The sequence below is a fragment of the Oceanobacillus sp. GQ8 genome (assembly GCF_059758495.1).
In genome coordinates, this window is sequence record NZ_JCAXEV010000001.1 from 176,195 (window position 1) to 202,948 (window position 26,754).

The window sequence follows — 26,754 nt, forward strand, 5'->3', positions numbered from 1 at the left end:
CGATGATACACATTACAAACGGCCAATCAGACGACATACTAGATTTTATAACAGAAAATAATTTCTTCTCCGATGTTCATCGCCAATCCTTGCAAGATAACTTGGAAACCTACGAGTTTACAACCTTTGCAGATAAGCCTTTCTCTGAACATCTTGGCAAACTGAACCGCGTTATCATCCCTGCAGAAGATCAAGGGTATAAAGAATTTATTATTAATGAATCGCTTAAGTTTCGAGATGAAAGTGGCCTTAAAGCGGAAATTTATGCGGATGCCAGTTATTTAACATTAAAGAAAGCTGAACCAATAGCCTCTCAAACATTTAAAGAAGAAACTCCTACAACCGCAGTTAGCCGTGCCACTAATAGTACAGAATGGCGTCCAGGTATTATTGAAGGTGAAGGGTACCGTACGTTCCATATCGAAGAGCACACCAACCCTTATGCGTTTCTAAAGAGAATTGCTAGTGAGTTTGGGCTTGAATTACGTTTCCGTGTTGAGGTAAAAGGCGGGCGTATTATTGGCCGTTATGTAGATTTATTAGAACGTATAGGGGAGTGGCGTGGCCGTGAAATAGAGTTTGGACGAGACTTAATCGGTATACAACGTAGAGAGAAAACGGAGAATGTCTATACAGCACTCAAAGGTCTAAGTCCCGAACAAGACGATGGCACACGTTTAGAAGTCATTGTTACAGATGACGAGGCTCTCCAACGATGGGGAAGACCGGACCCTGTAATAGGTGAATTACAGCATTTATGGGATACGTATGAACCACAATCTAGTGATCAGGAAATGACAACGTCCCGATTACGTGAGCTTACGGAGAACGAGTTAGAAAAGCGTGTGAATGAGGTGGTGGAATATGAATCTACTATTGCTGATCTTGAAAACGTACCAGGTATGGAAAATAAGAAGATTCGGTTTGGAGATACGATCAAGATAAAAGATACCAAGTTTAACCCTCCTTTGTATTTAGAGGCAAGAGTTCATACACAGGAACGAAGCATTAAAGATAAATCACGTAAAAATGTTGTTCTAGGAGATTATATCGAGTACACCGAAGAACAAGTGCAGGCTATCTGGCAATCCATGCAAGCGGAAATACGCAGAAGAATGGCTCGTATGCTGATTACTTCTGTTGCTTCTTCAGCTGGGGACACATTTAAGAATGGTGATGGATCCACGGAACTTACTGCTGAGGTCTTTTTATCGGGAGCGGTGGTAGATGAAGCAGGAGAGAATTACGCCTACGTTTGGAATAAAAGGGATAAAAACGGTATTCCAGTCAGTGATTGGAATAGAAGTGGGAAGACAATAACCATTACTGCAGCTGAGGTTGATGAAAAAGCCACATATACGGTAGATGTCATGCAAAATACTGTAATGTCCATTGGTCGTATTACCATTACGAATGTGTTTGACGGAAATGATGGCGATAGTGGACCCGAAGGCCCACAAGGACCAAATATAGTGAACGGTGACACTACTTTCGAGAACGGTTACGATCCTAGCAGAAAAGAAACTCCGGAGGGTGCACAAGAAAAGGCAGAGCAAGCGAAACAAGAAGCCAAAGGACATGCAGACGCAGTATCCGAAGCAGCCTACTTGGATGCTATCGCAGATGCAGAAGCTTATCTGGAAGCAAACGGATTGATTAAAGGAAGAGATTATAACGGCATTAGTTTCACCAATGAAGATGGATTTGTCACAGCTCGAGGGGACGGGTTAGTTCGTACAGTGATGAACAGTACAGTAGGTTATGTTGTGCAAAGGAGATCAAGTACTTCGTCTGCATGGCAGGATGTTCTCTATTTTGATACGAATGGAAACATCAAATATGCTGGTGATCTAGAAGGTGCTACAGGTACCTTTGGGGAGGTAACTGTTCAAGATGGCGATTTCACTTTAGAAGAGGGAGACACAGGTCTTAAATATAGCTTGAAAGCAAAGCAGAACCTTATAAAAGACCACTCGTTCGAACTCGTAAAAGCGGATGCAGACTCGTTAGGGAGCGACAGCTATACGTATAACTGGCTCGATATGGCGGATAACTCGAAACAAACTAGAAGCCCTTGGAGGAAGAAATACGGAACAGCGAAAGTTGCCACCGTGTTCGCTCCAGATAAACCGGAAGCAATGCCCATGTATGGTAAACAAGCTATCGTTGTAAAACTGAATAACACAGTGGATCAATTAGTGTATGAGGGGATATCCGCAGATACCACATATACTTTATCCGGATTTTTTAGAAGGCACTGGAATGCAAGCGGGGGAGGTAAGCCCGGACTGACTGTATTCCATGTGGACGCAGACGAAAATGATTTAGCCAACTTATCCGGTGAACTATTCCCGGCAGTGAGCAACGATTATTCCGTAAGCAGGTATACTTCAACGTTTACAACACCTTCCAATTTCGCTGATACAGACAGTCTAAAAATTACCATATGGAGCGATACAGATAGATGGTTTCAATGTGACGGATTGCAGCTAGTAGAAGGAACAATTCCAACTGTTTACGATCACGAAGACGCTATATGGGACGTTGCCAATGGACGTTACCCGATAAGCACAAAAGGAGAGACGTTGTGGTCGGGTTCTGTTTACCTTACGGACATAGCAGACGTAATACCGTCCAAGTCTATCCACGACTGCCCTAATGGTTGGATCATGGAATGGTCAAGGAAAGGTTCAAACGTAGCTTATCAATATCACGTTTTACCTAAAGCTATGGCACTCGGGAACAGCGTACATCAACTGTTTACAGAATCTATGTCTAGTACAAGCGTTAATGTAACGGGTAAGACATTTTTTCCGAGTCATGACCGGATAGAAGGTTCTTCTTGGAACAACTCGGGTGGTTCAAGTAACGTTCAATTGCGGGCAATATACGAATTTTAATAAAGGGGGTTCCAGTGTGATATTCTACTCTATCCTTGATGAAAACAATAGATTACAAGGCGTGTCTTCTACCCCTTTCTCAAAGGGAGGGGTGCTCTTAGATAATGTAAAGTTAGAAATAAGTACAGACCATGAAATGTTTAATAATCAATTCGGACCTTACGTGTATAAGTACGTAGAAGGCGAAGTAGTGAAAGACGAAGAATACGAAAAACAACTTATAGAGGACGAACAGTCCGAACAAAGCGAAGTATCAGACGAGGAACTTAACGCCATAGCACTAATGGAATTAACGTCAATGATTATGGGAGGAGGTGAGTAGATGTTGGCCATGTTATTTGCAACATATGTAATTAGAGGGAAATGGGATTATAAGAGAGTCCCTGCTCAGTTAAAACCAGATGTAGATGCAATTTTAATAGCAGAAGGTAGAGAAGATCTGATAAACGCCCAGTAAGGCGTTATTTTTATGGTTTAAAACACTCCCCCTGTAGTCGATATAGAAAATTGGGGGAGGTTTTTTTATGAAAAATACAAATGTAATTATGTTAGAGGATCTAATAGACAGAGAACTTAAAGCACTCCAGAGAAGATATAAGTCAATTAAAATTTCGAGTGTGAAACAAATGAATTGTTTAGAGTTGGAAGTATTAAGAGAAAAAGTAAAATCTATGAACAAATCTTTGCAAGTTAGTCCTATGCTCCTCTTAATAATGCTTACAGCAATAATAACGTTTTTGTTCCAAATGCTAATACAATTTTTCAAAACCTCTGAGGAAGGAGTATCTTTTTGGATCATCCCATTTCTAATATTAGTATACTTTTTAGTTGTATTGATAAAACACTTATGGGAAATTGATGGGGACAGGGTTAGGCAAATTAGGGATGATGAGTATCTAATTGGGTTAATTGAATTGTTATTAAAATACAAAAGAAACTAGATAAGTTTATGACTCGAAATTGTTTTGCCGGGTCATTTTTTACGTCACAACGTTAGGGGGTCGAGGATGACACAAACAGCGAAGGAAGTGGAGGACATGGAAAAATTCATGACCGTGCTCATGGAAGTAAAAGTGTCACTTGCTGAACAAAATGGAAAATTGGACAACTTGCTTGATATGAAAGACAAGATCAATGAGACTTACGATATTGCTAAAGGTGCCTATAACCGAGCAAAAGAAAACGAGAAAGACATTGAAGTATTGAGTAAGAAATTATCTTTATCAGCAAGTAAAGATGATGTGGAGCGAATTGTTAAACAAAGAGAAAATACTTTTAAGAACTTACCGTCATGGTTGGCATTAGCCATATCCATAGCGGTTTTTTTATTGACTTATTTAGCAAATTGAAGGGAGGTGAAACAAAATGGACAAAGGTACTATCGTTAGAACAGTAGCACTAGCTATTGCGTGGTTAAACGCATTGCTGGCTCAGTATGGTTTGCAAACTATTCCGGTATTAGACGAGGAAACGATCGCTTATGGATTGGCTTTTCTAGCATCCGTTTGGACTTGGTTTAAGAACAACTATATTACGCTTAAAGGAAAACAACAAAAGAAAGTTTTACAACGAAATAACCTTACCAAATAGTCAAACGGCTAGTCCAAACGGGCAAGCCGTTTTTCTAATATAAAATATCAAGGAGGAGATTTATTATGGCTATTATTGCTATTGGAGCAGGACATGGAATTAACACACCGGGAAAGAGAACACCTGCAGGAGAAAGAGAATGGAGCTTTAACAATAAGGTAGTTTCGGCTGCTATTCGTTACCTTGGAGGCTATGAGAACACACGTATTGTGAGATTGGATGATCCTACTGGAAATACAGACGTACCACTTTCTACTAGAACTAACAAGGCAAATAATGCTAATGCGCATATTTTAGTATCTTACCACCACAATGCCAATACAGGGCAATGGGGATCGTGGACAGGTACAGAAACGTATCACTATCCTGGTTCCTCTTCTGGAAATTCTTTGGCTCGAAAAATTCATCCTAGTATTGTGACAGCAATGGGGCTCCGTGACCGTGGCATTAAAACAGCGAACTTTCATATGCTACGTGAATCGAACATGCCAGCCATTCTTGTTGAAGGTGGGTTCATGGATTCCACCATTGATATCAAGAAAATGCGAAATGACGTTGTAATGGATAATACAGGTAAAGCGTTGGCCGATTCCATTGCTTCCCACTTTGGGTTGAAAAAGAAAGATGATGGCGGATCCGGGCAAGGATATGTGGAGATTGTAACAGATTCTCTCTGGACGTATAATACTGTTGATTGGGACGACAAAGCTGTCATTGTAAATAGAGGAGAAGTGTTTACCGTTATTCGGGACAAGTTCCCAGTAGGCGGAGGGCATATGTATCAAATTAAGAGTGGGTTGTATATTACAGCCAACTCTAATTATGTAAGGTATTATACGAAGTAAAAAAGAAAAGCCCTCACTCTTGTGGGGGCTTAATAAACTGTAGGAGAGATAATATGGAGCAAAGAATTAAAGAACTTGAAAGTACAGTGAAAAGTCTTGAGATAAAAGTAAGTGTTTTGGAAAACATACTAATCTCAAAGGTTCCAGATTGGGCAGAACAACCTCTTTTAGTAGCTAAGTCTAAAGGAGAAGTCCCTTATCCTTACCTTAAACCAGAAGCTTATGGTAGTTATGACTACTATAGGATTATAGACTTATTAGTAAAAAACAGAGTTATTTAATTAATTTCTTTACATTATCAACAATTTGTTCTTTGGTGATAAGAGCTGTGTTAAGAGCGTTAATGCCAGATAGAGACGGTGATTTTTTACTTACAATTTCCGCTGTTACATTATGCCAAATAGGTAAAATCATTTGAGCTCCAGTTCTACTTTGCTTGGTTAAAATGCCATCCAGCTCATAGTTTGTCCAATACTTGTCAATAAAAGATGGAGAGATAATCACTATACCGTATTTTGAATTAGCGAGTCCTTTATCTATTTCCTGTCTAATACTCCCGCCCCAAGGAATGTCGTCGGTATCATACCAAGTCTTTATATTTTCAGATTTAAGCATACTAGCTAAATCCTCAACATAATTTTTGTCATCAGAAGAATGTGAAATAAAAACATCGTATTTCTTTAATTCTTCATTCATTTGATCGGTAACAGGTTCAATAGTTTGAGCATTTTCAATAAGGGACTGTTGCTGCTGTTGATAATCTTTTAATTTATCATCTTGTTGCTTAAAAAGCTTTTCTTGCTCTTTCTGTCTTATTTTTACTAATTCGTTATTTGCTTTGTTTATATCTTCTTGCTTTTTGCTTATCTTTTTAAGCGTGTCTGCTTGTTTTGATTTCGCAGTTTGTACTTTCTTGTTCTCCCTGTCAATTTCTCTCAGTTTATTTTTCACAATGGTTGCGTTCTTGGTTCTATTCATAGATGTTTGCGCGCTATTAATTTTTTTAAGCGAGCTAGCTTCGTCACTAACTGCTCTAGCACGCTGCCCTTCTAGAGTTTTTAATTCGCGTTGGAGTCTTTGGATTTTTGATTCTTGCATTGAAATACTCATAATTACCTCCTTGAAAGATTGGTTTATGCATATTTCGACATAAAAAGTTTAATGTCCTTCTTAAATACTAATTTATTACATAAAAAAGCCCTCACACTTGTGGGGGCTTAATATCAAACTTTAAGTCTACGTAATATTGCACCAATCCCAAACAAAACTAATACCCTAAAACCGTCATTAGCTACTTCACTTAAAAAACTATTCCATTTGAATATTTGATTTACGTTTAGATGAGGATTAGCATTCATAGAAGCAATATAGCTATATGCGATATCACCAGTCGAATAAATTAAATATATAAAAGCAAAAATTGTAAAGACGTTCGCTATATTTATTAATCGATTGTTTTTATTATTATCCATTATTTTTTCCTCCACATCTTCCCAAACTTATTTCATTCATTATTATTCACTTCTTTTATAACTAATCTATATGTTCAATATCTGTTTCTTCTTTAGTTGAAACTCTTCTTCAGTTATAACTCCTTCATCAACTAATGATTTTAATTCCTTAAGAGATCCTACATTAGGTTCAGAGTTTCCTTTTTTGATGTTTTCCATCCGCTTTTCAATTTCATGTTTTAGGCCTAAAGCATCTTCATTTTTATCTTTTTTAAATTTTACAGCATTTTGTGGCTGATCTACAGTCCTTAAAACACCGACCATAGAGCTTCTAGGAGTAGATAATTGTAAATAACCTGATGAAGACCATGTAGCTTCTTTATATTTAATTTCTTGGATTTGACTATATAATACTTTTGTTTCACCACGCAGTGGCTTGTGTATCATTAAATCGTTTTTACTACGTTTGAAGCTCCACAGTTGTATTTGGTTTTTTAAAAATGTAAGTCATATGTATATTCCCCCTTTACGATTAGATAGTATCAATAATTGGAGAGAAATACCATATAAAGTTTTAATTTACATTGACGAAACGTAAGTTCAATTAATATAATAGGAACAAACGTTCCGGATAAAGCGCGTAATTTTAAGTTAGATAACATCCTTTCAACTAGAACGATTAAACATAAGGTAGGTGCTTAACAATGAGTCTAAATGACAGAGGAACAATTAAATGGACTTCAATGATGATGCCGGAACACATAGAAATTTTAAAACAAATAAATGAACAGCAAGAATGGAAAGAAAAGCCTATGATCTCTGAATTTCAAAAAGAAGAAATGAACCTAGCTTTGCAGCTTGCCTTAAAAGATGATCTTACCATTGAAATAGAGTATTTTAAAAATCATGATTACCATAAGATAAAGGGTAAGCTCTTAGGCGTAGATGTACTTAATCAATTTATAACAATTGACGAGGAAGTATTACCGTTGGATAGTTTAACTGGTACTTGGTTAGATTAGAAAAAAACCCCCAAATGGAGGCTTAAAATTTTAAAAGCAATGTTCATAGATTTACTATAAGCGTAATCTTAACTCGCCTTTAATGTATACATTTATGTCACCGTCTTCTGATACTTTAATGGCTGTTCCGTAATATGATGCTTTTTTAGCAGCGATGGATCTTGCTCCTTGTTCGAATGTCGGTTCCTTAATTTGCGTGCCCTTGTTTTGATCTTCTTCTGCAGTTATTTTCGAAGTTTCTATAAAGCGACCAAAATCCTCTATCTCTAATTCGTCTGACAAAACAACTGCACCATCAACTGTTGAAATTGATTCAAATAAATACTTATCAATTTTGTCTATAGGTATAAAACCATTTTCTTTTTTTATTATATCTAAATAAAGATTTTGAGAATATCTAAGGAATTTATCCCCATCTTTAGCCAAATTACAAATAACAAACAAAGCCCCATGATGTTTTTGTGATAGGTTTTGAAGATGGTCTACAAAGACAGAAATTTTGTTTACTATCTTATCAAATTTATCTTCTTCCTTTGGATATTCTATGTAATTATAATCAGACAGTTGCTCAAAAATTAAACATTTTAAAATATAAAAGTTTTTATATGACCATTTACCGTTTTTATTTAGTAAATATACGCTTGGAGTTATATACCAAAACGTTTCTTGATTCCTAATTTCTATGTAATTAGTACGGTTAATTAAAGGAATAGCACCTGCTGTCATCTCTCCTTTGATTTTATCAATGTACTCTTCGGTAACGTCAGTAGATTTACTAGACCTTAAAAATAGTAATTTCAATAGGGAATTCTGAAAGTCTTTTTCACTTAGGATGACATTCGCTAGGTCACTGTTATTATCCTGCTTACGTATTATTCCTATCACTCTAAACTCCTTATTTATTAGTAGTGTTAAAGATAAACCATCAATTAGCAGCAGTGATTTCTTTTCCAGTGTAAGTAGTTTTTCTATGTCATATTCTCTATCAAACTTAATAATTTCAACATGTTTACTTGCTAAGTATGTTTCTAAAGTTTTGGAAGTGATTATAAAACTAAGTCTATTTTGTTCTCCTTCATAGGTAATATAACTAATGTCTTTTAACTTTAAGTAGAAGCTATAGAGGTTTTCAAAACCCTTTTTCTTTAGGTGAAAAAAATTAAGAGCTATTTCTTCTATAATCGCCGAATATTGATACGGCTTCAAATTATCAGTTTCCTCATAATACTCTTTTAGAGTAGCCTCTATCATATCATTTAGATATGTAACGGTAGTGTTTTCAACTTTCATTAATTCGTTTGGTAAAGTTAAATCGTAACCTTCTTTTTCATTATTATAAATAATTTCAAAGCCAAGAAATTTGATTAGTTCTTTTTCGAATTTTTTAAAATGATCTTTCATACTAGTCAACTTTAACACCCCTGTATTTGTTTTTACATTGCTTTATTTAGATTCCAAAGACCTAAAAGGTCTTTGGTAAATAATACTTATTATATCATAAGGTAGCTATCCTCTTTTATGAATGTAGTTCTTATAATTAAAGACCACAACTTCACCTGACAACTCCTCGCACAACGTATCACATTCTTTCGTTGTCAGCTCATCTTTTAAAATAAGCTCGCTCATACCTGCATCCGTAAACTTTCCATAGTAATCTTGCTCAAGTCGTTCCATATCTCTTAATGTTCCAAAACCAGCAATGTGTCCAGGTAACTTCTTTTCCATAATAAAATCCCCTCCTAACCCTATAATCGAATATAGGTAGCAGAAGGGGGCATTGTGTAGTAATTATTGACTTAAATATTATTAAGAAAAACTAATTAGTTACATATCTCGATAGAGTTTTAATAGCATGGCTATCCTTGACAGTTTTCTTATATTTTGAAGCATGCATATGATATCCTATTAAATCAGATGTAATAGAATGCCCGGTGGACCCAGGGGATTTATTATAATTTATTCTAGAATAATAAGGTATACCAGTATTAACAGCTCCCTGGGTACCAAAATAATCTAACGTTGATCTATGCATGTCGTAAACACCGTTTAACCATTCATTTTGAATATATAAATTTTTTATATCTGAATTATAGACATTATTTTTATTAGCATTCCATTGGGTAGAAGGGACTTGAAACTTTGGTATTGGCAAAGCGTTAAATGTATAAACTCCACTTATAGTTGATTTCTTAATTGGCCCCCCGTGTAATAAAGAGTAACGACTGTTAAGCCAATTAGCGGATCGAATATCCAAATATAATTTTACTGACAAATAACCTCCCAATGAATGACCGGTAAAATACCATTTATAATTCCTATACTCAGGGTATGTATCATATAAGTAATTCATATATAATTGAGCTTGGTACATTTGGCCTGGGTCATCGTTTTGCATAATATTTAACGTAGTATTAAGATCAATTAAATCATTAGGATCAGTTCCTGCGAATGCAACATATAATTTTCTACTGTTTTTTGCAACTACTGTAACAGCTTGAAAACCAGTTCCTCTTAAATTTCCCGTAGACCCATTTTTCTTTCTTCCAGCTGGATGAAGAGGGTTATTACCGGTATCAATAGAATCTATTACTTTAAATTTATTTCTGTATAAACCAGTTAGTTGATTTTGAATGCTCCTTTCTCCAGAAGAAAAGCCATTAACTTTATAAACTTGGGAGGCTAGTTGATAGTACAATGCATTAGGATTGTCACTAAATTTGGCTTCGGCTGGCTTTGTAACAAGAAGGGAAAAGGCTAGTACAATTGTGAGGCTTAGTAAAACACACTTAACGATTTTTCTCATGCAAAGTCTCCTTTTTAAAATTATTTTGTAATACAGATGCAATCCTACCACATGAACTGACAATAAAACTTAAATTTTTCAAAAATTTACATAAAGTTTACGTTATAAGAAAAGTTTGCTAGATATAACTGCTATAAGCTTTAAAACAAAAAACCCCCTTTTCTTCATAGGAGAAGGGGGGGGGGCGTCCTTTCAAATTTTTATTCTAAGTTTCTTAAAAAAGTCGTATTTGTAAACCATCTCTTTAAATGTCCTTGCGTCTTTATAAGTCGTCTGTTTGTCGCTACAGTGTAAGTGAGTTACTGTGTTTAGGTCATCCAAACATACCAAGTCATCATCAAGGTACTCTGTCCGACACACAGGGCAGTGCATTTTAGTCATTGTTATCAACTCCTTGTAGCTAAATTCAACATGTGAGTCCAAAGTCCTTCTTTTTTATGGTAATATGAGGTAAAACGTTTAGGGGGATTTGATGAAGAAATTATTGGTATTATTATTTTCCATGTTAGTGTTTCTAACGGTGGCCTGTTCTCAGGATGAAAAAACAGAGACAAGTAGCGCGAAAGAAACAGATGAAGCTGAAACAATGGACACAGAAGAGTCCGTTGAAAAAACGATAGAGGAAGACACTGATGAAAATAAAGATAAAAGAGACGAAGAAGAAGTTCAAAAAGAAGGAGAACTAATAGAAGTTGGGCAAACAGCAACAGGCCCTTCTGGTAAAGTGGAATTATTAAAGATAAAAGAAATAAATGAAACTATAGAGCAAGGACCTTTAAAAATAAACTTAATAAATGCAAAATTGATTAAAAATACCGATATAACATCTCAATTCAGGAATCATATGAGCCAGTTTATTAGTGAAGAAATAGGAGATGAATTAACATACTTACAACTGATATATACAGTGGAAAATACAACTGAAGATGACCTTTATTGGTCTAACTTAAGTAACATTGTTACAGATCAACAAGAACAAGTCGACGCTGAAATGGATGAATTTTTACTGCAAAGCTTGCAAACTGATTTTCTAGGTAACGTTAAGCAAGATTATACTCAAGCTTTTGCTCTTAAAAATCCAGATATAAACAACTTAAGACTTATCTTTAATCCGGTTCATGATTTAAACTCATTTGATGAGGTAGCAGATAAAACTGAGTATGAAATAAAATTTGAATAAAAATGGCGCAATATATAATAGAAGAAACTGGTTTGGTATCCTAGGAGACCAACAGGATACCATTTTTGTGAAAATCGAAAAAAACACATGAAAAAGTAAAATACTTTGAAACAAAAGAATGCTACAAAACACTATTATATAGCACATTGTAGCATTTCGAGAAATAATAAAAACATAAAATAACAGCCTTCTAAGCTGTGGGTCGCAGGTTCGAATCCTGCCTGGGACGTCTCAAAAAACCTTACAAACACTTCGTTTGTAAGGTTTTTAATATTTTTATATATTGAAGAAAGCTCTCTGACAATCTGGGCTTCTTTTACACTAAGTTATTACTATTATTAAATTGTTCTATCGCTTCATCTAAATATTCTAGGATGCTATCGTCGACCGGATACAATTTCATTGCCTGTGAATCTTCTTTTGATTTTCTAGCCTCCCAAAATTTTCTTTCCAAATCACTATTTCCATTAAACATGTCTTTCGATAATAGTAATGTGTCTTCCGCTATAATTTGAGCTTTAACGGAGCTAGGGGTGTTTCCTGCATTCATACTTAATTCAACTCTTCTTATTAAATTAATCCATTTCTTAATACTAGATGAATCTGTCTCCATTCTGGGGAGGTTATTCTCCAAAACTTCTTTTTCTTCTTCAATAAATAATTTGTTCATTACCTTATTTTTATTTTCATTTCTAGAATCAAGATCTTTGGAAACAAGAGGTAAAAGTCGCTCCCATGGTATGGAGCCTTCCAACTTAATTGTATTAATAAGCGAAATTGTGTAGGCTAAGGACTTCTTTAAATCTTCTATATTTGTAAGAAGTTGTTCCTTATGGATTTCCACAATTTGTTCAATTGAAATCTGGTTAATTATTTTTTTGATATTATCCAAAGAAAGAGAAGTGGATTTTAATAGTAGAACTTTTTGTAGAAGTAGAATATCTTCTTTTGTGTAGCATCGCTTACCATTTTGATCTTTAACATCTGGTACTACTAAGCCAATGCTATCGTAATAACGAATTGTTCGTTTAGTTATGTTTAGCTTTTTTTGCAACTTCGCCGGTAGAAAAATATTTCATGAAAATTCCCCTTTTATGCTTGCAGGTTACGTAGCGTAATCTTTTATTCTAAATATACCATAGTATATTTGGAGGAATCAGAATTGAATAATTTTTTTGAGGAAAAATGGACATCTAAGGAACTTATCATTTTACTGATACTTACTTTTTTAATTGTACCCTTATTATTAGAAGGGCTATTACAAGACTTGTTAAGGAGCGTTCTTCATAGTAATCTATATGCCGGTACATTAACAGGATTGATTATGGCGATTGTTTTTACTACTGCTGTGTATGTGGTAGCTTTAAGGCCTTCTAATTATAGTTGGGGTGAAATAGGTATTCATACATTTAAGAAAGATTATTGGAAATGGATATTTGTTTGGCTACTAATCTTAATTGCAACGAGTATCGCGCTTGTAAGCATAATGGACTTATTAGGTATTGGTACGGATAATGATAAAACAGAATCCTTAAAACAAAATATGAACTGGATAAATTTAGTGATTGGCTTTGTCTCAGCCGCAATTATTTCTCCCGTGTATGAAGAGATCTTTTACAGAGGCTTTCTTTATAAGTGGTTTAGAGTTAAATGGGGGTTAGTACCTGGCCTCTTCTTTAGCTCCATAATATTTATGCTCGTTCACATTCCTACGTATAATACGTTGCCTGTAAATTTTGTTTCCGGTTTGGTTTTCGCATGGACTTATGAGAAAACAAATTCTATTATACCTGGTATGATTATTCATGGAACTTTTAACGGGGTAGCGGTTATTTTAACTACTATAGCTTAATATATTTTCGTCATCGTTCGTTTAAAATGTCTATTAAATAGGATGAAAAAAGAGCCTGCTCTCTTTTCAATAAAGAAAGCAGACTCTGCTCCATTTCATATAATACAATAAATTAACTTCTGTGCTTTTTATTACGTTGGTTTACACCGAGTACATTGTTTCTATTATTACTGCACCTTCGTCTAGGTTTTTGTTCAGCTTCTTCGGCTTCTGCATCAACTTCTTCATTCTCACTATTAGTTCTAACATCACAACCGTTGACGTAAACTTTTACGATATTATAGTTATTGTTCTTGTTTTTTAGATCATTCTCATTGTCATTCTCGTTGTCAACGTCGATATCGCTGTCAAAATCTACATCTGCATGCGCTTTAGCAAAGTAATATTCTTGGTTTCCATTCTGATCAAAGCTTCTATTCTGACTTCTTCTTTTTCCCATTGTATTTCCCTCCTTTTATCTTGATAATGTATCTTATTCTAAAAGTGATAGTTTGGAATGGCAGTTTGCTCAAGTCAATCGTCTGTTTTTAGTAGAAGAGATAGTTTAAAGTTTAGTGCCCTTGATGGTACGGTGAGGTGTTTTTCGTTCATGATGGGTTCTAGCAAACATTAAGTATCTGTGTTAAACTTTCTAGAAAAATGGTTAAAATATATAACCACTTACTATTTCGGCATGTTGACTTAGATTCATGTTATAATTACATAGCTTAGTTCTACATAGTATGCGGCGATCTTGTAGGTGATTTGTACTTATATAGACAAAACCTACTTCTAACTTATAGTTTGTTAACTAAATGAAGAAAACAGGCTAAAATCTGTCTTTTTGCATTCAAATTTCTTTGGTAAGAGGTTTATTTATTCAAAATCAGGGTATGTATCTCTATTGACTGATTAATAATAGAATAAATACGTTGGAAAGGAGGAAATTGATGCAGCAGCATACAGAAAAAGAGAATGTTATTCTCTTCCCAAAGTGGAAAGATGTTTTGGAAGAAGAGAGTGTGCAGGCCCTTAAAGATAAAAGGTATGAAGAGGCCCTTTCTAAGTTGGACAAATTGTTAAGCTATCACATAAGATCCCATGAAATAATAATTGGGAGGCTAATTTGTCTAATGGAATTAGACCGACATACTGAAGCACAAGAGATATGTGAAGAATTACTTACAGAGAAAGATGAACATTATTATCATTACGTACATATTTATTTGACGATTTTATTTCAGACGAATCAATATGAATTGTTAATGGAACAAGTAGATTATGAATTTGAAATTGGTGACGTTCCATCGCCGCTGGAAGAACAATTTCGACAATTATACACGATGAGCAGTAAGATGAAAGCAGATTTAACGGTGGAGAGGTCAAGCTCTCAACTAAATGGTCTCGTTGAAGCCATAGAAGAAGAGGATCATCGAGAACAGTGGAGAATCATAGAAAGTTTAAGGCAGATGTCCGCACTGCCAACTAAAACGATTCCACCGATGCTCACTAATGAGAAAGTACACCCTGTTGTCAAAACGGTAATTACGCAATGGTTAGCAGAATCAGACTATAACCAAGAGGTAGGCATACATAAATTCGGAAGGGAATACACCGTAACACCTTCCGAGTTAGAGAAGCTTGACGATATTGCGATATGGCATCAAACCAGAAATTTATTGGAAGAAACGGAGCAAAAAAACCCTACGCTATTTGAAATGCTAGAAAAATTGTTGTTTCGTTTCTTGTATGTACATTATCCAATACTTCCCCCTTCAGAGGAAGTATTCCAGCTGGCTGAGGCAATAAAACATGTTGGCCAGGAATACCTTGGTATACATATGGAAGAGGAGTCGTCACTATCTGACAAAATGCAACAGTTTAGTGAAGAGGTTATGCTATGTGACTCCCTCTACTTAAGCATTATTGAAGAGTAGTAGAGACTGGGCTTGAAATGCTTGAAAGGCATAGTAATTATGTTATAATAAGATGGTTGTAAATTTAGATCATTATATAAGTAGTTATCATAATGAACGTGTAAAATGATTGGAAACAATAGATTTGATTTTGGAGGGAAATTTTATGTCAGTAAAATGGGAAAAGCAAGAAGGAAATGAAGGAGTACTTACTTTTGAAGTCTCTGCAGAAACGTTTGATAAAGGATTAGATCAGGCTTTTAAAAAGGTTTCCAAGGATGTTCAAATTCCTGGATTCCGTAAAGGGAAAATTCCGCGTAAAATCTTTGAAAACCGCTTTGGTGTAGAAGCATTATATCAAGATGCTGTGGACATTGTTCTACCAGAAGCTTATATCAGTGCAGTAGAAGAAGCAGGAATCGATCCAGTAGCACAGCCGGAAATTGATATCGATACGATTGAACAAGGTCAGCCACTTGTTTTCACTGCTAAAGTGACAGTTAAACCAGAAGTGACACTAGGTGAATACAAAGGGCTTGAGGTAGAAGAACAGTCTGTTGAAGTCACAGATGAAGATGTTAACCACGAATTGGAGCATCAACGTCAGCATCACGCGGAATTAATTGTAAAAGAAGAAGGTAGCGTTGAAGAAGGCGATACTGTTGTTATGGATTTTGAAGGTTTCCTAGATGGAGAAGCTTTTGAAGGTGGAAAAGGTGAAAACCATTCACTAGAAATTGGCTCCGGACAATTCATTCCAGGATTTGAAGAGCAATTAGTTGGAAAAACTCCAGGTGAAGAAACAGAAATTGAAGTAACATTCCCTGAAGATTACCATGCTGAAGAACTTGCAGGTAAAAAAGCTACATTTAAAGTGAAATTAAATGAAGTAAAAGCAAAAGAACTTCCAGAGCTTGATGATGAATTCGCTAAAGATGTAGACGAAGAAGTAGAAACGCTAGAAGAATTGAAGAGCAAGAAAAAAGAAGAACTTGAAGCTCAAAGAAAACAAGATGCTGAAAATCAAACAAGAGAAACATTAATTGAAAAAGCTTCAGAAAATGCACAGGTTGAGATACCTGAAGCAATGGTTAATACAGAACTTGATCAAATGGTTAAAGAATTTGAACAGCGTCTACAAGCGCAAGGGATGACATTGGAAATGTATTCTCAATTTTCCGGTCAAGATGAGAATGCTTTAAAAGAACAAATGAAAGAAGATGCTGAAAAACGCGTCAAAACAAACCTTACACTGGAAGCTATTGTCAACGAGGAGAACCTTGAGGTTACCGAAGAAGACGTAGAAGCAGAGCTTGAAAAAATGGCGTCTATGTACGGAACTGAATTGGATCAGTTAAAACAAATGCTTGGCGGAAATACTGACGCTGTTAAAGGCGACCTTAAAATGCGCAAAGCAATCGAATTTCTTGTTGAGAACAGTAAAACTGTCTAATTCAAACAATTTTGTTTAGACTCAGTTAGATAAGGTAAATACTAAAACAAGGTGCAGAGAAGTCGCACCTTGTTTTCTCATATTACTTTCCATTTGTTATCTTAGCCCCTAGGCTAAAAAATATGATGGATTATCTGTTTTAATAAAAATACTTAATTTTAGAAAGTTACATATAGTATAAGTAGTATGATTTGACTTTTACGGATTATTATCCATAATTAGATTATGCTATTGTTATGAAAGTGTATCGCTTTGTATTTTAAATTTGATCTGATATGATGACTATGAAAGTTGAATCCTGAAAATTCCATTCAGGTGGAGATTTAAACTTTTAGGGGTGAAATTAATGTTTAAGTTTAATGAAGAAAAAGGACAACTGAAATGTTCGTTTTGTGGAAAGAGTCAAGAACAAGTACGTAAGCTAGTTGCCGGACCAGGCGTTTATATATGTGATGAATGTATTGAGCTTTGCACGGAAATTGTGGAAGAGGAACTAGGTACAGAGGAAGATACTGAACTGAAAGAAATTCCAAAACCAAAAGAGATCTGTGAAATACTAGATGACTACGTAATTGGACAGGACAAAGCGAAGAAAAATCTTTCAGTTGCGGTATACAACCACTACAAACGGATCAATTCCCCGAAAGCCACTGGTGATGATGTGGAATTGTCTAAAAGTAATATTTCAATGATTGGCCCAACTGGTAGCGGGAAAACACTTCTTGCTCAAACGTTGGCAAGAATCATTAATGTGCCATTTGCAATGGCGGACGCTACTTCCTTAACTGAAGCAGGTTATGTAGGAGAAGATGTAGAAAATATCCTTCTTAAACTGATCCAGGCAGCGGATTACGATGTAGAAAAAGCAGAAAAAGGCATCATTTATATTGATGAAATTGATAAGGTTGCACGTAAGTCTGAAAATCCTTCTATCACAAGAGACGTTTCTGGTGAAGGGGTACAGCAAGCGCTATTGAAAATTCTAGAAGGAACTGTAGCGAGTGTACCACCACAAGGAGGACGTAAGCATCCTCATCAAGAATTTATTCAAATCGATACAACAAATATCTTGTTTATCGTTGGCGGTGCGTTTGATGGGATCGACCAGGTAATTAAACGACGTCTTGGTAAAAAAGTTATTGGGTTTGGCTCAAATGAGAAGCAACAGGATTTCGAAATGGGTGAACTACTTTCTAAAGTGTTGCCAGAAGATCTACTTCGTTACGGTTTAATTCCCGAATTTATCGGTCGTATTCCTGTAATTGGTAGCTTGACACCATTAGATGAAGAAGCACTTGTTGAAATTCTGACCAAACCAAAAAATGCGCTCGTAAAACAATACGAAAAACTATTCTCAATTGATAATGTAGAGTTGGAAATTGAGGAAGAAGCATTAAAAGAAATTGCCAAGAAAGCAATTGAACGAAAAACAGGGGCCCGTGGTCTAAGGTCCATTATTGAAGGTATTATGCTTGATGTTATGTTTGAGCTGCCTTCAAGAGATGATATTGAAAAATGTGTTATTACGAAAGATACCGTACTGGAAGAGAATGGCAGTCCAAAACTTATCTTCCGCGATGGAACCGTCAAAGAAGGAAATAAAGAGCCTAAAGAAAGTGCTTAAGCCTTTCTAAAGTTTATCGCTGTTTTACAAAGATACGGAACGGGTAGCACAAGACTGTCTTGAGTGATTTAGTTGCCAAGACAGTCTTTTTTTGCATCTTTGACTAGAGTTGTAAGTGCTTTTATAAATCAATTCCTTCATACTAATCCCAAAATATTCCCCAATCCATTGGGAGGTTATTTTTCTGATTAGGTTGGGTTGATGAAGGGAATGCTACAATATAAACAAGATGTATAGTATTTCACGTTTACAAATGGTTCAGCTTTATATAAACTTTAAGAACACATAGAAGAATTTTAACTTATATTATACATATTAACGAAATACGGAGGTCGTTTCATGACTAAAGAGACAATACAACTCCCTCTCCTTCCTTTGCGTGGGTTACTGGTTTTTCCATCAATGGTAATACATTTGGATGTAGGAAGAGATAAATCCATCGCAGCACTTGAGCAAGCAATGATGGGGGACCAAAATATTTTTCTTGTTGCACAGAGGAAGGTAAGTATGGATGATCCAGAACCTAAAGATATCTATTCCATCGGGACTATGGCAGTAGTGAAGCAAATGTTAAAATTGCCTAATGGAACAATGCGTGTATTGGTTGAAGGTCTACACCGAGGTGAAATCATTCGTTACACAGAAGATAATGGCGATGCATTTCAGGTAGAAATCGAGAAACGAGAAGATATACACGGTGACTCGAACGAAGAGGAAGCACTTATGCGCTCTTTATTAGGGCTTTTTGAACAATATGTATCCGTTTCTCGAAAAGTTAATAAAGAAACCTATGCAACGGTCGCAGATATAGATGAGCCATCAAGGCTAGCTGATCTCATTACCTCGCATTTATCTCTTAAAATAAAAGAAAAACAGGAATTGCTGGAAACCCACAATGTCATAGGAAGACTCAAATATCTTATTAAACTTATCACAAACGAAAAAAAGGTACTTGATCTTGAGAAGAAAATTGGACAACGAGTAAAGACCTCAATGGAAAAAACGCAAAAAGAATACTACTTACGCGAACAGATGAAGGCGATCCAGAAAGAACTTGGAGAGAAAGACGGCAAAACAGGGGAAGTTGGACAGTTAAAAGATAAAATAACGAATTCCGATATGCCCGAGAATATTATGGAGGTTGCACTGAAAGAATTAGACCGTTATGAGAAAGTGCCACAAAGCTCTGCGGAAAGTTCAGTCATTAGAAACTATTTAGAATGGCTAATTGCATTACCTTGGACGCAACAGTCTGAAGATACAATTGAGATAAACAAGGCTGAGGATATTCTTAATACTGATCATTATGGGCTAGATAAAGTAAAGGAACGAATATTGGAGTATCTTGCTGTTCAAAAATTAACCAATTCTATTAAGGGACCGATCCTTTGTCTTGTAGGACCTCCTGGTGTGGGGAAAACATCACTGGCAAAATCGATTGCACGGTCTATTAATCGTAACTTTGTACGTATATCATTAGGGGGTGTCAGGGACGAGGCTGAGATTCGAGGCCACCGCCGAACCTATATTGGTGCAATGCCAGGACGGATTATCCAAGGGATGAAAAAAGCAAAGACAATAAACCCTGTTTTTCTTTTAGACGAAATTGATAAGATGTCCAATGATTTCCGTGGAGATCCCTCATCCGCGATGCTTGAAGTATTGGACCCTGAACAAAACAGTAACTTCAGTGATCATTTTATTGAAGAAACATATGATTTGTCGAACGTATTATTTGTTGCGACCGCAAATTATGTAAACAATATTCCAGGACCATTGCTGGATCGGATGGAGCTTATCTCTATTGCCGGTTATACAGAAGTGGAAAAGTTGCATATTGCGAAAGAACATTTATTACCAAAGCAATTAAGAGAAAACGGTCTTAAGAAAAGCACTCTACAAATGAGAGATGAAGCATTATTAAAATTAATACGTAGATACACACGTGAAGCTGGAGTTAGAAATCTAGAAAGACAGCTTGCTACAATTTGCAGAAAAGCTGCAAGGATCATAATATCTGAAGAGAAAAAGCGCGTCATTATTACTGAGAAAAGCCTTGAGGAGCTGTTGGGCAAACCTATTTATCGTTATGGCCTAAGGGAACAAGAAGATCAAGTAGGTACAGCGACAGGTCTGGCATATACAGCAGCTGGCGGAGACATACTTTCTATTGAAGTATCCCACTATCCTGGTAAAGGAAAGCTAACACTTACTGGGAAGCTTGGTGATGTCATGCAGGAGTCTGCACAAGCTGCATTTAGTTATATACGTTCAAGAGCCACAGAACTTAAAATTGCGCCTGACTTTTATGAAAAATATGATATCCATATCCACGTACCAGAAGGCGCTACACCAAAGGACGGACCATCAGCAGGAATTACGATGGCTACCGCCCTGGTTTCAGCATTAACAGGACGTGCAGTGAAGAAAGAAGTTGGGATGACCGGGGAGATTACGCTCCGTGGAAGAGTTCTTCCCATTGGTGGACTAAAGGAAAAGTCTTTAAGTGCACATCGTGCAGGGATAACGACAATTATTATTCCTGCTGACAATGAAAAAGATATAGAGGATATTCCGGAGAGCGTGCGAAATGAATTAACCTTTATCAAAGTTTCACACTTAGATGAGGTACTAAAGTATGCACTGGTGGAGGAGAAAAATGAAAGTAAATAATGCAGAAATCGTAATTAGCGCAGTAAGTCAAAAGCAATATCCAGGTGATCGCCTACCAGAGATCGCCTTGGCTGGAAGATCGAATGTTGGGAAATCTTCCTTCATAAATAAGCTTATTAATAGGAAAAACCTTGCCAGAACCTCATCCAAACCTGGGAAAACACAAACCCTCAATTTCTATAAAATAAATGAAGTATTTTATTTTGTAGATGTTCCTGGGTATGGTTATGCCAAAGTCTCTAAAAAGGAGAGGGAAAAATGGGGCGTCATGATGGAGGAGTATTTCGAAACACGCGAAACACTTAAAGCCGTATTGTTAATAACGGATGTCCGGCATGAGCCAACAAACGATGATATTCAAATGTACCATTTTCTTAAGCATTATGACCTGCGTGTTATCATTGTTGCTACAAAGCTTGATAAAGTACCTAAAAACAAACGTGCTAGTCATGTGAAAAGAACAAAAAAGGCATTAGAAATGGACGAAGAGGACCATCTCCTGCCGTTTTCCTCGGAAACAGGAGAAGGCAAAGAAGAAGCGTGGAGATTACTAAGCCAGTATATTTAACCTTGCTATAGGAAATATCTTAGTCTTAGTCTAAGCTCTTCTGATGTACTTAAGTTCCTTTCTAGATGGGCAATTTGCTAAATTAAATCAGATACAGTCAGGCACCAGTCAAAACTATTTGAATGGTGTTTGGCTTTTTTATTAGGTGAAAAAGTCTTGCCTCGGGTATGGAAACTACTATAAAGCTAAGTTAAGAGACATGCCATTCCTTGGAAATAATAGACTTTTTGAAAATTTTTAAGAATATAGGAGTATTGACGAGGTAATGCGGGTATATATAAGAAGAAGAGAGGTAATTACACCATATTAAAAAAATTCATACATACATGTGGTGAAATGGGAGGTTAGGAGGTTGGTAGTAAGAAGTGTAGATTGCTATAATTTTAGTTATCGGTGCGCGACAATAGAGCGAGTACAAGCGTGTATCCGAATAAAAACAACGTAGCATATTAAAGAGAGGGAGATTAACGGATGAAAAGACTGAATATTGTGATTTTTTCTGCTTTAATTATTTTACTATTGACAGCTTGTGGATCAGAAGAGGGGAATACAAACGCTGATTCAGGTGAAGCAGAAGCAGGTGGAGACTATAATCTGATAAAAGATGGCAAGCTTACATTTGCAGCTTCAGGAGAGTTTAAGCCATTTAGTTACATGGAAGGCAGTGAGATGGTTGGTTACGATATCGCTGTCGGGGAAGCCATCGCTGAAAAACTAGGATTAGAACCTGTTCAACAAAAGGCTAAGTTCTCGGGTATTGTTACAGGTGTAAATGAGGGACGTTACGATATCGCGGTAGCTAGTCACACCATTACGGACGAGCGGAAAGAGCAGGTTAATTTCACAGAACCATATTATTACTCAGGTCCGGTAATTTATACACGTCCTGATAGTGATATAACTTCGGCGGATGACCTTAATGGCAAGGAAATATCCGTATCCCGAGGCTCTTCTTATGTATCCATCGCAGAGGAATATACGGATAATATTCCCCAAGTTGACAGTGATGTAGTAGCACTACAATCATTAGCAAGTGGTCACCATGATGCAGTAATCACCGATGATATAACAGGCATTACGGCAATCGAAAACGGTCTGGAAATTGAAAATCGTGGCCAACTTGGTGTAAGTAATCAAGCAATCGCCGTTAGCAAAGAAAATGAAGAGCTACTTAATGCAATTGATGAAGCACTTCAGGAGATGAAGGACAGCGGAGAACTTGCAGAGCTAGCTGAAGAGTGGATTGGTGAAGATATTACAGAAGAACCGGAAACAACGGAATAACGGAATAAAGAGATAATGTGCGCATATTTTGCGCACATTTGTACGAATAAGGAGATGAATGTTGTTGTCGTCAATTTTGAGTTTCTTCGATATATTTATAGATAGCTTTGATGTATTTTTAGATGGACTTTGGATTACATTTAAATTGTCAATCGCCTCACTACTTATTGCCTGTGTAATCGGTCTATTCTTTGCTATTTTAAAAATTTCTAACATTAAAATTTTACAATGGATTGCAGATGCGTATATTTGGATCGTTCGTGGTACGCCATTAATTGTCCAAATCTTTATTTTGTATTATGGGCTTACGGATATTTTCCTAATGCCAATGTTCTGGGCTGGCGTAGCGGGCCTTGCATTTCATAGTGGAGCATACATTGCAGAAATCATCCGGGGGGCCATTCAGTCTATTGATAAAGGGCAATTGGAAGCAGGTCGATCTTTAGGCATGACGAGTGGGCTAACGATGCGTAGAATTATCCTTCCCCAGGCTTTTCGCCGGGCAGTTCCATCTCTAGGAAACCAATTCATTATTGGAATAAAAGATTCTTCCCTTATTTCCTTTATTGGAATGCAGGATCTTTTTGGTGTGGCAAGTACAATGGGTTCAAATACCTTTGACTACCTTCCGTATTTCATTACGGTAGCCATCTATTACCTGTTCATTGTCTTAATTCTTACATTAATAGTAAATAAAGTTGAAAAGAAATTAGCGCAGAGCGATTGATTCAGGAGGTAAACGATGAGTGAAGTAAGAGAAATGATTCGAGTAGATAAGCTTAATAAATCCTTTGGCGATTTACACGTACTGAAGGACATAGATATGACAGTTAAAGAAAGTGATGTTGTTGTATTAGTTGGGGCTAGTGGTTCAGGAAAGAGTACATTATTGCGCTGCTTAAATTTCCTCGAAATCAAAAATAGTGGGACTATAACGATTGAGTCAGAAAGAGTGGAAAAAGAAACCCACAATCTAAACAAGATCAGAGAAAAGGTTGGAATGGTATTTCAGCATTTTAACTTATTTCCTCATAAGACGGTTCTCGGTAATGTTACAGAAGCACCGATACAGGTGAAGGGCCTTAGTCGACAGCAGGCAGAAAAGGAAGGGAAAGAACTGCTAGATAAAGTGGGCCTTGGAGACAAATATAATGTTTACCCGTCAACATTGTCTGGAGGACAAAAGCAACGTGTGGCGATTGCTCGTGCGCTTGCCATGAAGCCAGATGTAATGTTGTTTGATGAGCCAACTTCTGCACTAGATCCAGAGTTAGTGGGAGAAGTGCTTGCTACCATGAAAGAGCTTGCGGTAGAAGGAATGACAATGGTCGTCGTAACACATGAAATGGGCTTTGCTCGAGAGGTTGGCGATTGGGTGGTGTACATGCACGATGGTAAAATTGTGGAAACTGGCAAGCCATCTGATTTATTTGATCGCCCACAGGAGGAGCGGACAAAAGCATTTTTAAGCTCCATTCTATAAAGAAATTAAGACAAGGGGAAATCAGCTAACAAGGCTGATTTCCCCTATTTCCTTTTCATGAGTAAATACAATCCAATTAAAATTAATACAACCGGCCAAAATTGTTCAAGTGTATCAACCACCTGATAGACCCAATCGAGCCAAGGGGGGAGTGATACCGAGAATATAAGCAGGATAGAAACGGCAGTAAGGATGACTCCAGGGAAAAGCCCTTGTTTGACTTTTGTCCGTCTAACAAGGAAGGCAATCCCAATAATTAGAGGATATACAGCCCAATGATCTATCCAAAAATCATAATGCTGTATGCCGTGCAAATGAATCCCGATACCTAGCAAAACCGAGCCGCTGAATAGATTGTGATAGCTTTTGGAAGTATAACTATGTATAAGAAGTGCTAAACCGATAATAATGATAATGGTCTGCCATGAATAGAAATCGGTTATAATCGGAAGTTTTAATTGCCGTAATAAGAAAAAGATACCGATTCCGATTAGTATATATGCTGGAAGTGCGTTCTGTTTTTTCACTGTCTCACAAACCTTTCCTCATTATAGGTTGATTCCTTGCCTATTCAATCTTATTTATGATACAGTACATTCGTACTAATTCATATACGTTATATCCTAACACATTGTTTCAGAATCTGTTCACATTTCTCTACAATGTGACTGGATACACATGTTATAATATAGTTAATATGTCTAAGCCATGGCACGAATATGGACTGGCTTGAAAGTTTTTTTGGGGGTAGATGTGATGCATATACTGAAGGTTGGGTTTAACTACAAAACAGCCCCAGTCGAAATTAGGGAAAACCTTACTTTTTCCGAGGATGCACTCTCAGATGCAATGGTAAAATTAAATGAGCAAAAGAGTGTATTGGAAAATGTTATTGTTTCCACTTGTAATCGTACGGAAATTTACGCTGTAGTGGATCAAGTCCATACAGGACGTTATTATATTAAAAAATTCATGACTGATTGGTTTGATATTGATAAAGCAGAACTTTCCACCTATTTGCGAATCGCTGAGGATGATGCTGCTATTGAACAGTTATTTCGTGTCACAACAGGCCTTGATTCCATGGTCGTTGGAGAGACGCAAATCCTTGGCCAAGTAAAGCATGCCTTTTTAACTTCCCAAGAGGGCGATACAACGGGGACCGTTTTAAATGAGTTGTTCAAGCAAGCGATCACATTTGGTAAACGTGCGCAGAAAGATACAGCTATAGGACAAAACGCTGTATCAGTTAGCTATGCTGCAGTCGAGCTTGCAAAGAAGATTTTTGGTGACTTGCAGAACAAGCATGTAGCAATTCTTGGCGCTGGGAAAATGGGTGAACTTGCTGCTAAAAACTTGCAAGGTTCTGGAGCAACGGAAATTACGGTATTAAATAGAACATTGGAAAAAGCAGAATTGCTTGCAGAAAAATTCGCAGCAAAAGCCGTTCCATTAAATGGACTCCCAGATGTCCTGCTTGATGCGGATATCTTGATTACGTCAACAGGTTCCGATGAGGTTGTATTGACTAAGAGTATGCTTGCTCCAATTCAGAAAAAAAGAAAAGGCAGCCCCTTATTTTTGGTAGATATTGCTGTTCCGAGAGATTTGGACCCTGCGATAAGTGAATTGGACAATGTATTCCTGTATGATATTGATGATTTACAGCATATTGTGGATGAAAACCTTGCTTCAAGAAAAGCAGCAGCGGAGCAGATTGAGATAATGATTGAAGGGGAAATTGTTGCTTTTAAGGAATGGTTAAAAACGCTTGGTGTTGTTCCTATTATTTCCGCACTTCGCCAAAAAGCTCTTTCTATTCAAGCTGAAACGGTACAAAGCATTGAGCGGAAGATCCCTGATCTAACAGAGAGAGAGAAAAAAGTAATTAACAAACATACCAAGAGCATCATTAATCAGCTTTTAAAGCAGCCGGTTACACAAGCAAAAGAAATGGCTGGCAATGCCAAAGCAAAAGAATCATTGGATCTGTTTGTGGAGATATTTGGAATAGAGGATGAGTTACAGGAAGAACTTGCGAAACAGGTAAAAAAAAATAGTACTTCCAAAAAAATAAATAAGAACGAAGTATCCTTTCCAATGCTGGACAGTATGACAACCATTTGATGAA

General features: G+C 36.6%; 29 protein-coding genes. 20 read left to right on the forward strand and 9 right to left on the reverse strand.

Features of this window, described 5'->3' with window-relative positions:
• Positions 1-2 precede the first annotated feature (2 nt).
• The 8 genes from AC6CHS_RS00945 (at position 3) to AC6CHS_RS00980 (ending at position 5,616) form a co-directional block, all read left to right on the forward strand.
• The gene (locus AC6CHS_RS00945) at positions 3-2,900 is read left to right on the forward strand and encodes a phage tail spike protein (RefSeq protein WP_498233617.1); all 2,898 of its coding nucleotides are present in this window, start codon (positions 3-5) and stop codon (positions 2,898-2,900) included.
• A 16-nt stretch (positions 2,901-2,916) separates the two neighbouring features.
• Positions 2,917-3,222 carry a hypothetical protein gene (locus AC6CHS_RS00950; protein ID WP_498233618.1) on the forward strand — a complete coding sequence of 102 codons (306 nt, stop codon included), beginning with the start codon at positions 2,917-2,919 and terminating at the stop codon, positions 3,220-3,222.
• Complete coding sequence (locus tag AC6CHS_RS00955; protein WP_498233619.1) at positions 3,223-3,357, forward strand: CD1375 family protein; 135 nt, start codon at positions 3,223-3,225, stop codon at positions 3,355-3,357. It abuts the gene before it with no gap.
• Between the two features lie 67 nt (positions 3,358-3,424).
• Positions 3,425-3,841 carry a hypothetical protein gene (locus AC6CHS_RS00960; protein WP_498233620.1) on the forward strand — a complete coding sequence of 139 codons (417 nt, stop codon included), beginning with the start codon at positions 3,425-3,427 and terminating at the stop codon, positions 3,839-3,841.
• Between the two features lie 66 nt (positions 3,842-3,907).
• Positions 3,908-4,249 carry a hypothetical protein gene (locus tag AC6CHS_RS00965; RefSeq protein WP_498233621.1) on the forward strand — a complete coding sequence of 114 codons (342 nt, stop codon included), beginning with the start codon at positions 3,908-3,910 and terminating at the stop codon, positions 4,247-4,249.
• A 16-nt stretch (positions 4,250-4,265) separates the two neighbouring features.
• Positions 4,266-4,490 (forward strand): phage holin, encoded by a 225-nt coding sequence (locus AC6CHS_RS00970; RefSeq protein WP_498233622.1) that lies wholly within the window; start codon positions 4,266-4,268, stop codon positions 4,488-4,490.
• 65 nt (positions 4,491-4,555) lie between these two features.
• Complete coding sequence (locus tag AC6CHS_RS00975) at positions 4,556-5,335, forward strand: N-acetylmuramoyl-L-alanine amidase (RefSeq protein WP_498233623.1); 780 nt, start codon at positions 4,556-4,558, stop codon at positions 5,333-5,335.
• Positions 5,336-5,388: 53 nt separating this feature from the next.
• On the forward strand, positions 5,389-5,616 hold the full coding sequence (locus AC6CHS_RS00980) for a hypothetical protein (protein ID WP_498233624.1): 228 nt from the start codon (positions 5,389-5,391) through the stop codon (positions 5,614-5,616).
• On the opposite strand, the gene AC6CHS_RS00985 is transcribed toward AC6CHS_RS00980, so the two are convergent.
• The 3 genes from AC6CHS_RS00985 to AC6CHS_RS00995 form a co-directional block, all read right to left on the reverse strand.
• Positions 5,609-6,445 (reverse strand): TIR domain-containing protein, encoded by an 837-nt coding sequence (locus tag AC6CHS_RS00985; protein ID WP_498233625.1) that lies wholly within the window; start codon positions 6,443-6,445, stop codon positions 5,609-5,611. The two genes, AC6CHS_RS00980 and AC6CHS_RS00985, sit on opposite strands and share 8 nt — an antisense overlap.
• 113 nt (positions 6,446-6,558) lie before the next feature.
• A complete protein-coding gene (locus tag AC6CHS_RS00990; protein ID WP_498233626.1) occupies positions 6,559-6,807 on the reverse strand; it encodes a hypothetical protein in 249 nt (82 codons plus the stop codon).
• Between the two features lie 66 nt (positions 6,808-6,873).
• Positions 6,874-7,233: an SHOCT domain-containing protein gene (locus AC6CHS_RS00995; RefSeq protein WP_498233627.1), complete on the reverse strand. Its 360-nt coding sequence runs from the start codon at positions 7,231-7,233 to the stop codon at positions 6,874-6,876.
• Positions 7,234-7,490: 257 nt separating this feature from the next.
• Between AC6CHS_RS00995 and AC6CHS_RS01000 the strand changes: the two genes are divergently transcribed.
• Positions 7,491-7,808, forward strand: a complete 318-nt coding sequence (locus AC6CHS_RS01000; protein WP_498233628.1) for a YolD-like family protein — start codon at positions 7,491-7,493, stop codon at positions 7,806-7,808.
• Between the two features lie 54 nt (positions 7,809-7,862).
• On the opposite strand, the gene AC6CHS_RS01005 is transcribed toward AC6CHS_RS01000, so the two are convergent.
• From AC6CHS_RS01005 to AC6CHS_RS01015, 3 genes are all read right to left on the reverse strand, one after another.
• On the reverse strand, positions 7,863-9,218 hold the full coding sequence (locus tag AC6CHS_RS01005; protein ID WP_498233629.1) for a hypothetical protein: 1,356 nt from the start codon (positions 9,216-9,218) through the stop codon (positions 7,863-7,865).
• Between the two features lie 96 nt (positions 9,219-9,314).
• Positions 9,315-9,533 carry a hypothetical protein gene (locus AC6CHS_RS01010; RefSeq protein ID WP_498233630.1) on the reverse strand — a complete coding sequence of 73 codons (219 nt, stop codon included), beginning with the start codon at positions 9,531-9,533 and terminating at the stop codon, positions 9,315-9,317.
• Positions 9,534-9,624: 91 nt separating this feature from the next.
• Positions 9,625-10,611: an alpha/beta hydrolase family protein gene (locus tag AC6CHS_RS01015; RefSeq protein ID WP_498233631.1), complete on the reverse strand. Its 987-nt coding sequence runs from the start codon at positions 10,609-10,611 to the stop codon at positions 9,625-9,627.
• A 472-nt stretch (positions 10,612-11,083) separates the two neighbouring features.
• Between AC6CHS_RS01015 and AC6CHS_RS01020 the strand changes: the two genes are divergently transcribed.
• Positions 11,084-11,791 carry a hypothetical protein gene (locus AC6CHS_RS01020; protein ID WP_498233632.1) on the forward strand — a complete coding sequence of 236 codons (708 nt, stop codon included), beginning with the start codon at positions 11,084-11,086 and terminating at the stop codon, positions 11,789-11,791.
• A 316-nt stretch (positions 11,792-12,107) separates the two neighbouring features.
• On the opposite strand, the gene AC6CHS_RS01025 is transcribed toward AC6CHS_RS01020, so the two are convergent.
• Positions 12,108-12,845 carry a MerR family transcriptional regulator gene (locus AC6CHS_RS01025; RefSeq protein WP_498233633.1) on the reverse strand — a complete coding sequence of 246 codons (738 nt, stop codon included), beginning with the start codon at positions 12,843-12,845 and terminating at the stop codon, positions 12,108-12,110.
• A gap of 108 nt (positions 12,846-12,953) precedes the next feature.
• Between AC6CHS_RS01025 and AC6CHS_RS01030 the strand changes: the two genes are divergently transcribed.
• Entirely contained in the window at positions 12,954-13,643 is a 690-nt protein-coding gene (locus tag AC6CHS_RS01030; RefSeq protein WP_498233634.1) for a CPBP family intramembrane glutamic endopeptidase, read from the forward strand.
• Positions 13,644-13,755: 112 nt separating this feature from the next.
• Here AC6CHS_RS01030 and AC6CHS_RS01035 read toward each other — a convergent pair whose 3' ends face one another.
• Positions 13,756-14,082: a hypothetical protein gene (locus tag AC6CHS_RS01035; protein ID WP_498233635.1), complete on the reverse strand. Its 327-nt coding sequence runs from the start codon at positions 14,080-14,082 to the stop codon at positions 13,756-13,758.
• Positions 14,083-14,572: 490 nt separating this feature from the next.
• Here AC6CHS_RS01035 and AC6CHS_RS01040 point away from each other — a divergent pair, with 490 nt between their 5' ends.
• The 8 genes from AC6CHS_RS01040 (at position 14,573) to AC6CHS_RS01075 (ending at position 24,623) form a co-directional block, all read left to right on the forward strand.
• On the forward strand, positions 14,573-15,559 hold the full coding sequence (locus tag AC6CHS_RS01040; RefSeq protein ID WP_498233636.1) for a DUF3196 family protein: 987 nt from the start codon (positions 14,573-14,575) through the stop codon (positions 15,557-15,559).
• A gap of 145 nt (positions 15,560-15,704) precedes the next feature.
• Positions 15,705-16,991: a trigger factor gene (gene tig / locus AC6CHS_RS01045; protein ID WP_498233637.1), complete on the forward strand. Its 1,287-nt coding sequence runs from the start codon at positions 15,705-15,707 to the stop codon at positions 16,989-16,991.
• 346 nt (positions 16,992-17,337) lie between these two features.
• Complete coding sequence (clpX, locus tag AC6CHS_RS01050) at positions 17,338-18,615, forward strand: ATP-dependent protease ATP-binding subunit ClpX (protein ID WP_036572235.1); 1,278 nt, start codon at positions 17,338-17,340, stop codon at positions 18,613-18,615.
• Positions 18,616-18,954: 339 nt separating this feature from the next.
• Positions 18,955-21,288, forward strand: coding sequence for an endopeptidase La (gene lon, locus AC6CHS_RS01055; RefSeq protein ID WP_498233638.1), 2,334 nt, complete (start codon positions 18,955-18,957; stop codon positions 21,286-21,288).
• On the forward strand, positions 21,275-21,856 hold the full coding sequence (gene yihA / locus AC6CHS_RS01060) for a ribosome biogenesis GTP-binding protein YihA/YsxC (RefSeq protein ID WP_036572238.1): 582 nt from the start codon (positions 21,275-21,277) through the stop codon (positions 21,854-21,856). The genes lon and yihA overlap by 14 nt, the downstream gene beginning before the upstream one ends.
• Before the next feature lie 471 nt (positions 21,857-22,327).
• The gene (locus tag AC6CHS_RS01065) at positions 22,328-23,140 is read left to right on the forward strand and encodes a transporter substrate-binding domain-containing protein (protein ID WP_498233639.1); all 813 of its coding nucleotides are present in this window, start codon (positions 22,328-22,330) and stop codon (positions 23,138-23,140) included.
• Positions 23,141-23,198: 58 nt separating this feature from the next.
• Positions 23,199-23,867 (forward strand): amino acid ABC transporter permease, encoded by a 669-nt coding sequence (locus AC6CHS_RS01070; RefSeq protein WP_036572241.1) that lies wholly within the window; start codon positions 23,199-23,201, stop codon positions 23,865-23,867.
• Between the two features lie 15 nt (positions 23,868-23,882).
• Positions 23,883-24,623, forward strand: coding sequence for an amino acid ABC transporter ATP-binding protein (locus AC6CHS_RS01075; protein WP_498233640.1), 741 nt, complete (start codon positions 23,883-23,885; stop codon positions 24,621-24,623).
• A 44-nt stretch (positions 24,624-24,667) separates the two neighbouring features.
• On the opposite strand, the gene AC6CHS_RS01080 is transcribed toward AC6CHS_RS01075, so the two are convergent.
• A complete protein-coding gene (locus AC6CHS_RS01080; RefSeq protein WP_498233641.1) occupies positions 24,668-25,150 on the reverse strand; it encodes a LiaI-LiaF-like domain-containing protein in 483 nt (160 codons plus the stop codon).
• 229 nt (positions 25,151-25,379) lie between these two features.
• Here AC6CHS_RS01080 and hemA point away from each other — a divergent pair, with 229 nt between their 5' ends.
• A complete protein-coding gene (gene hemA / locus AC6CHS_RS01085; protein WP_498233642.1) occupies positions 25,380-26,750 on the forward strand; it encodes a glutamyl-tRNA reductase in 1,371 nt (456 codons plus the stop codon).
• Positions 26,751-26,754: the final 4 nt, after the last annotated feature.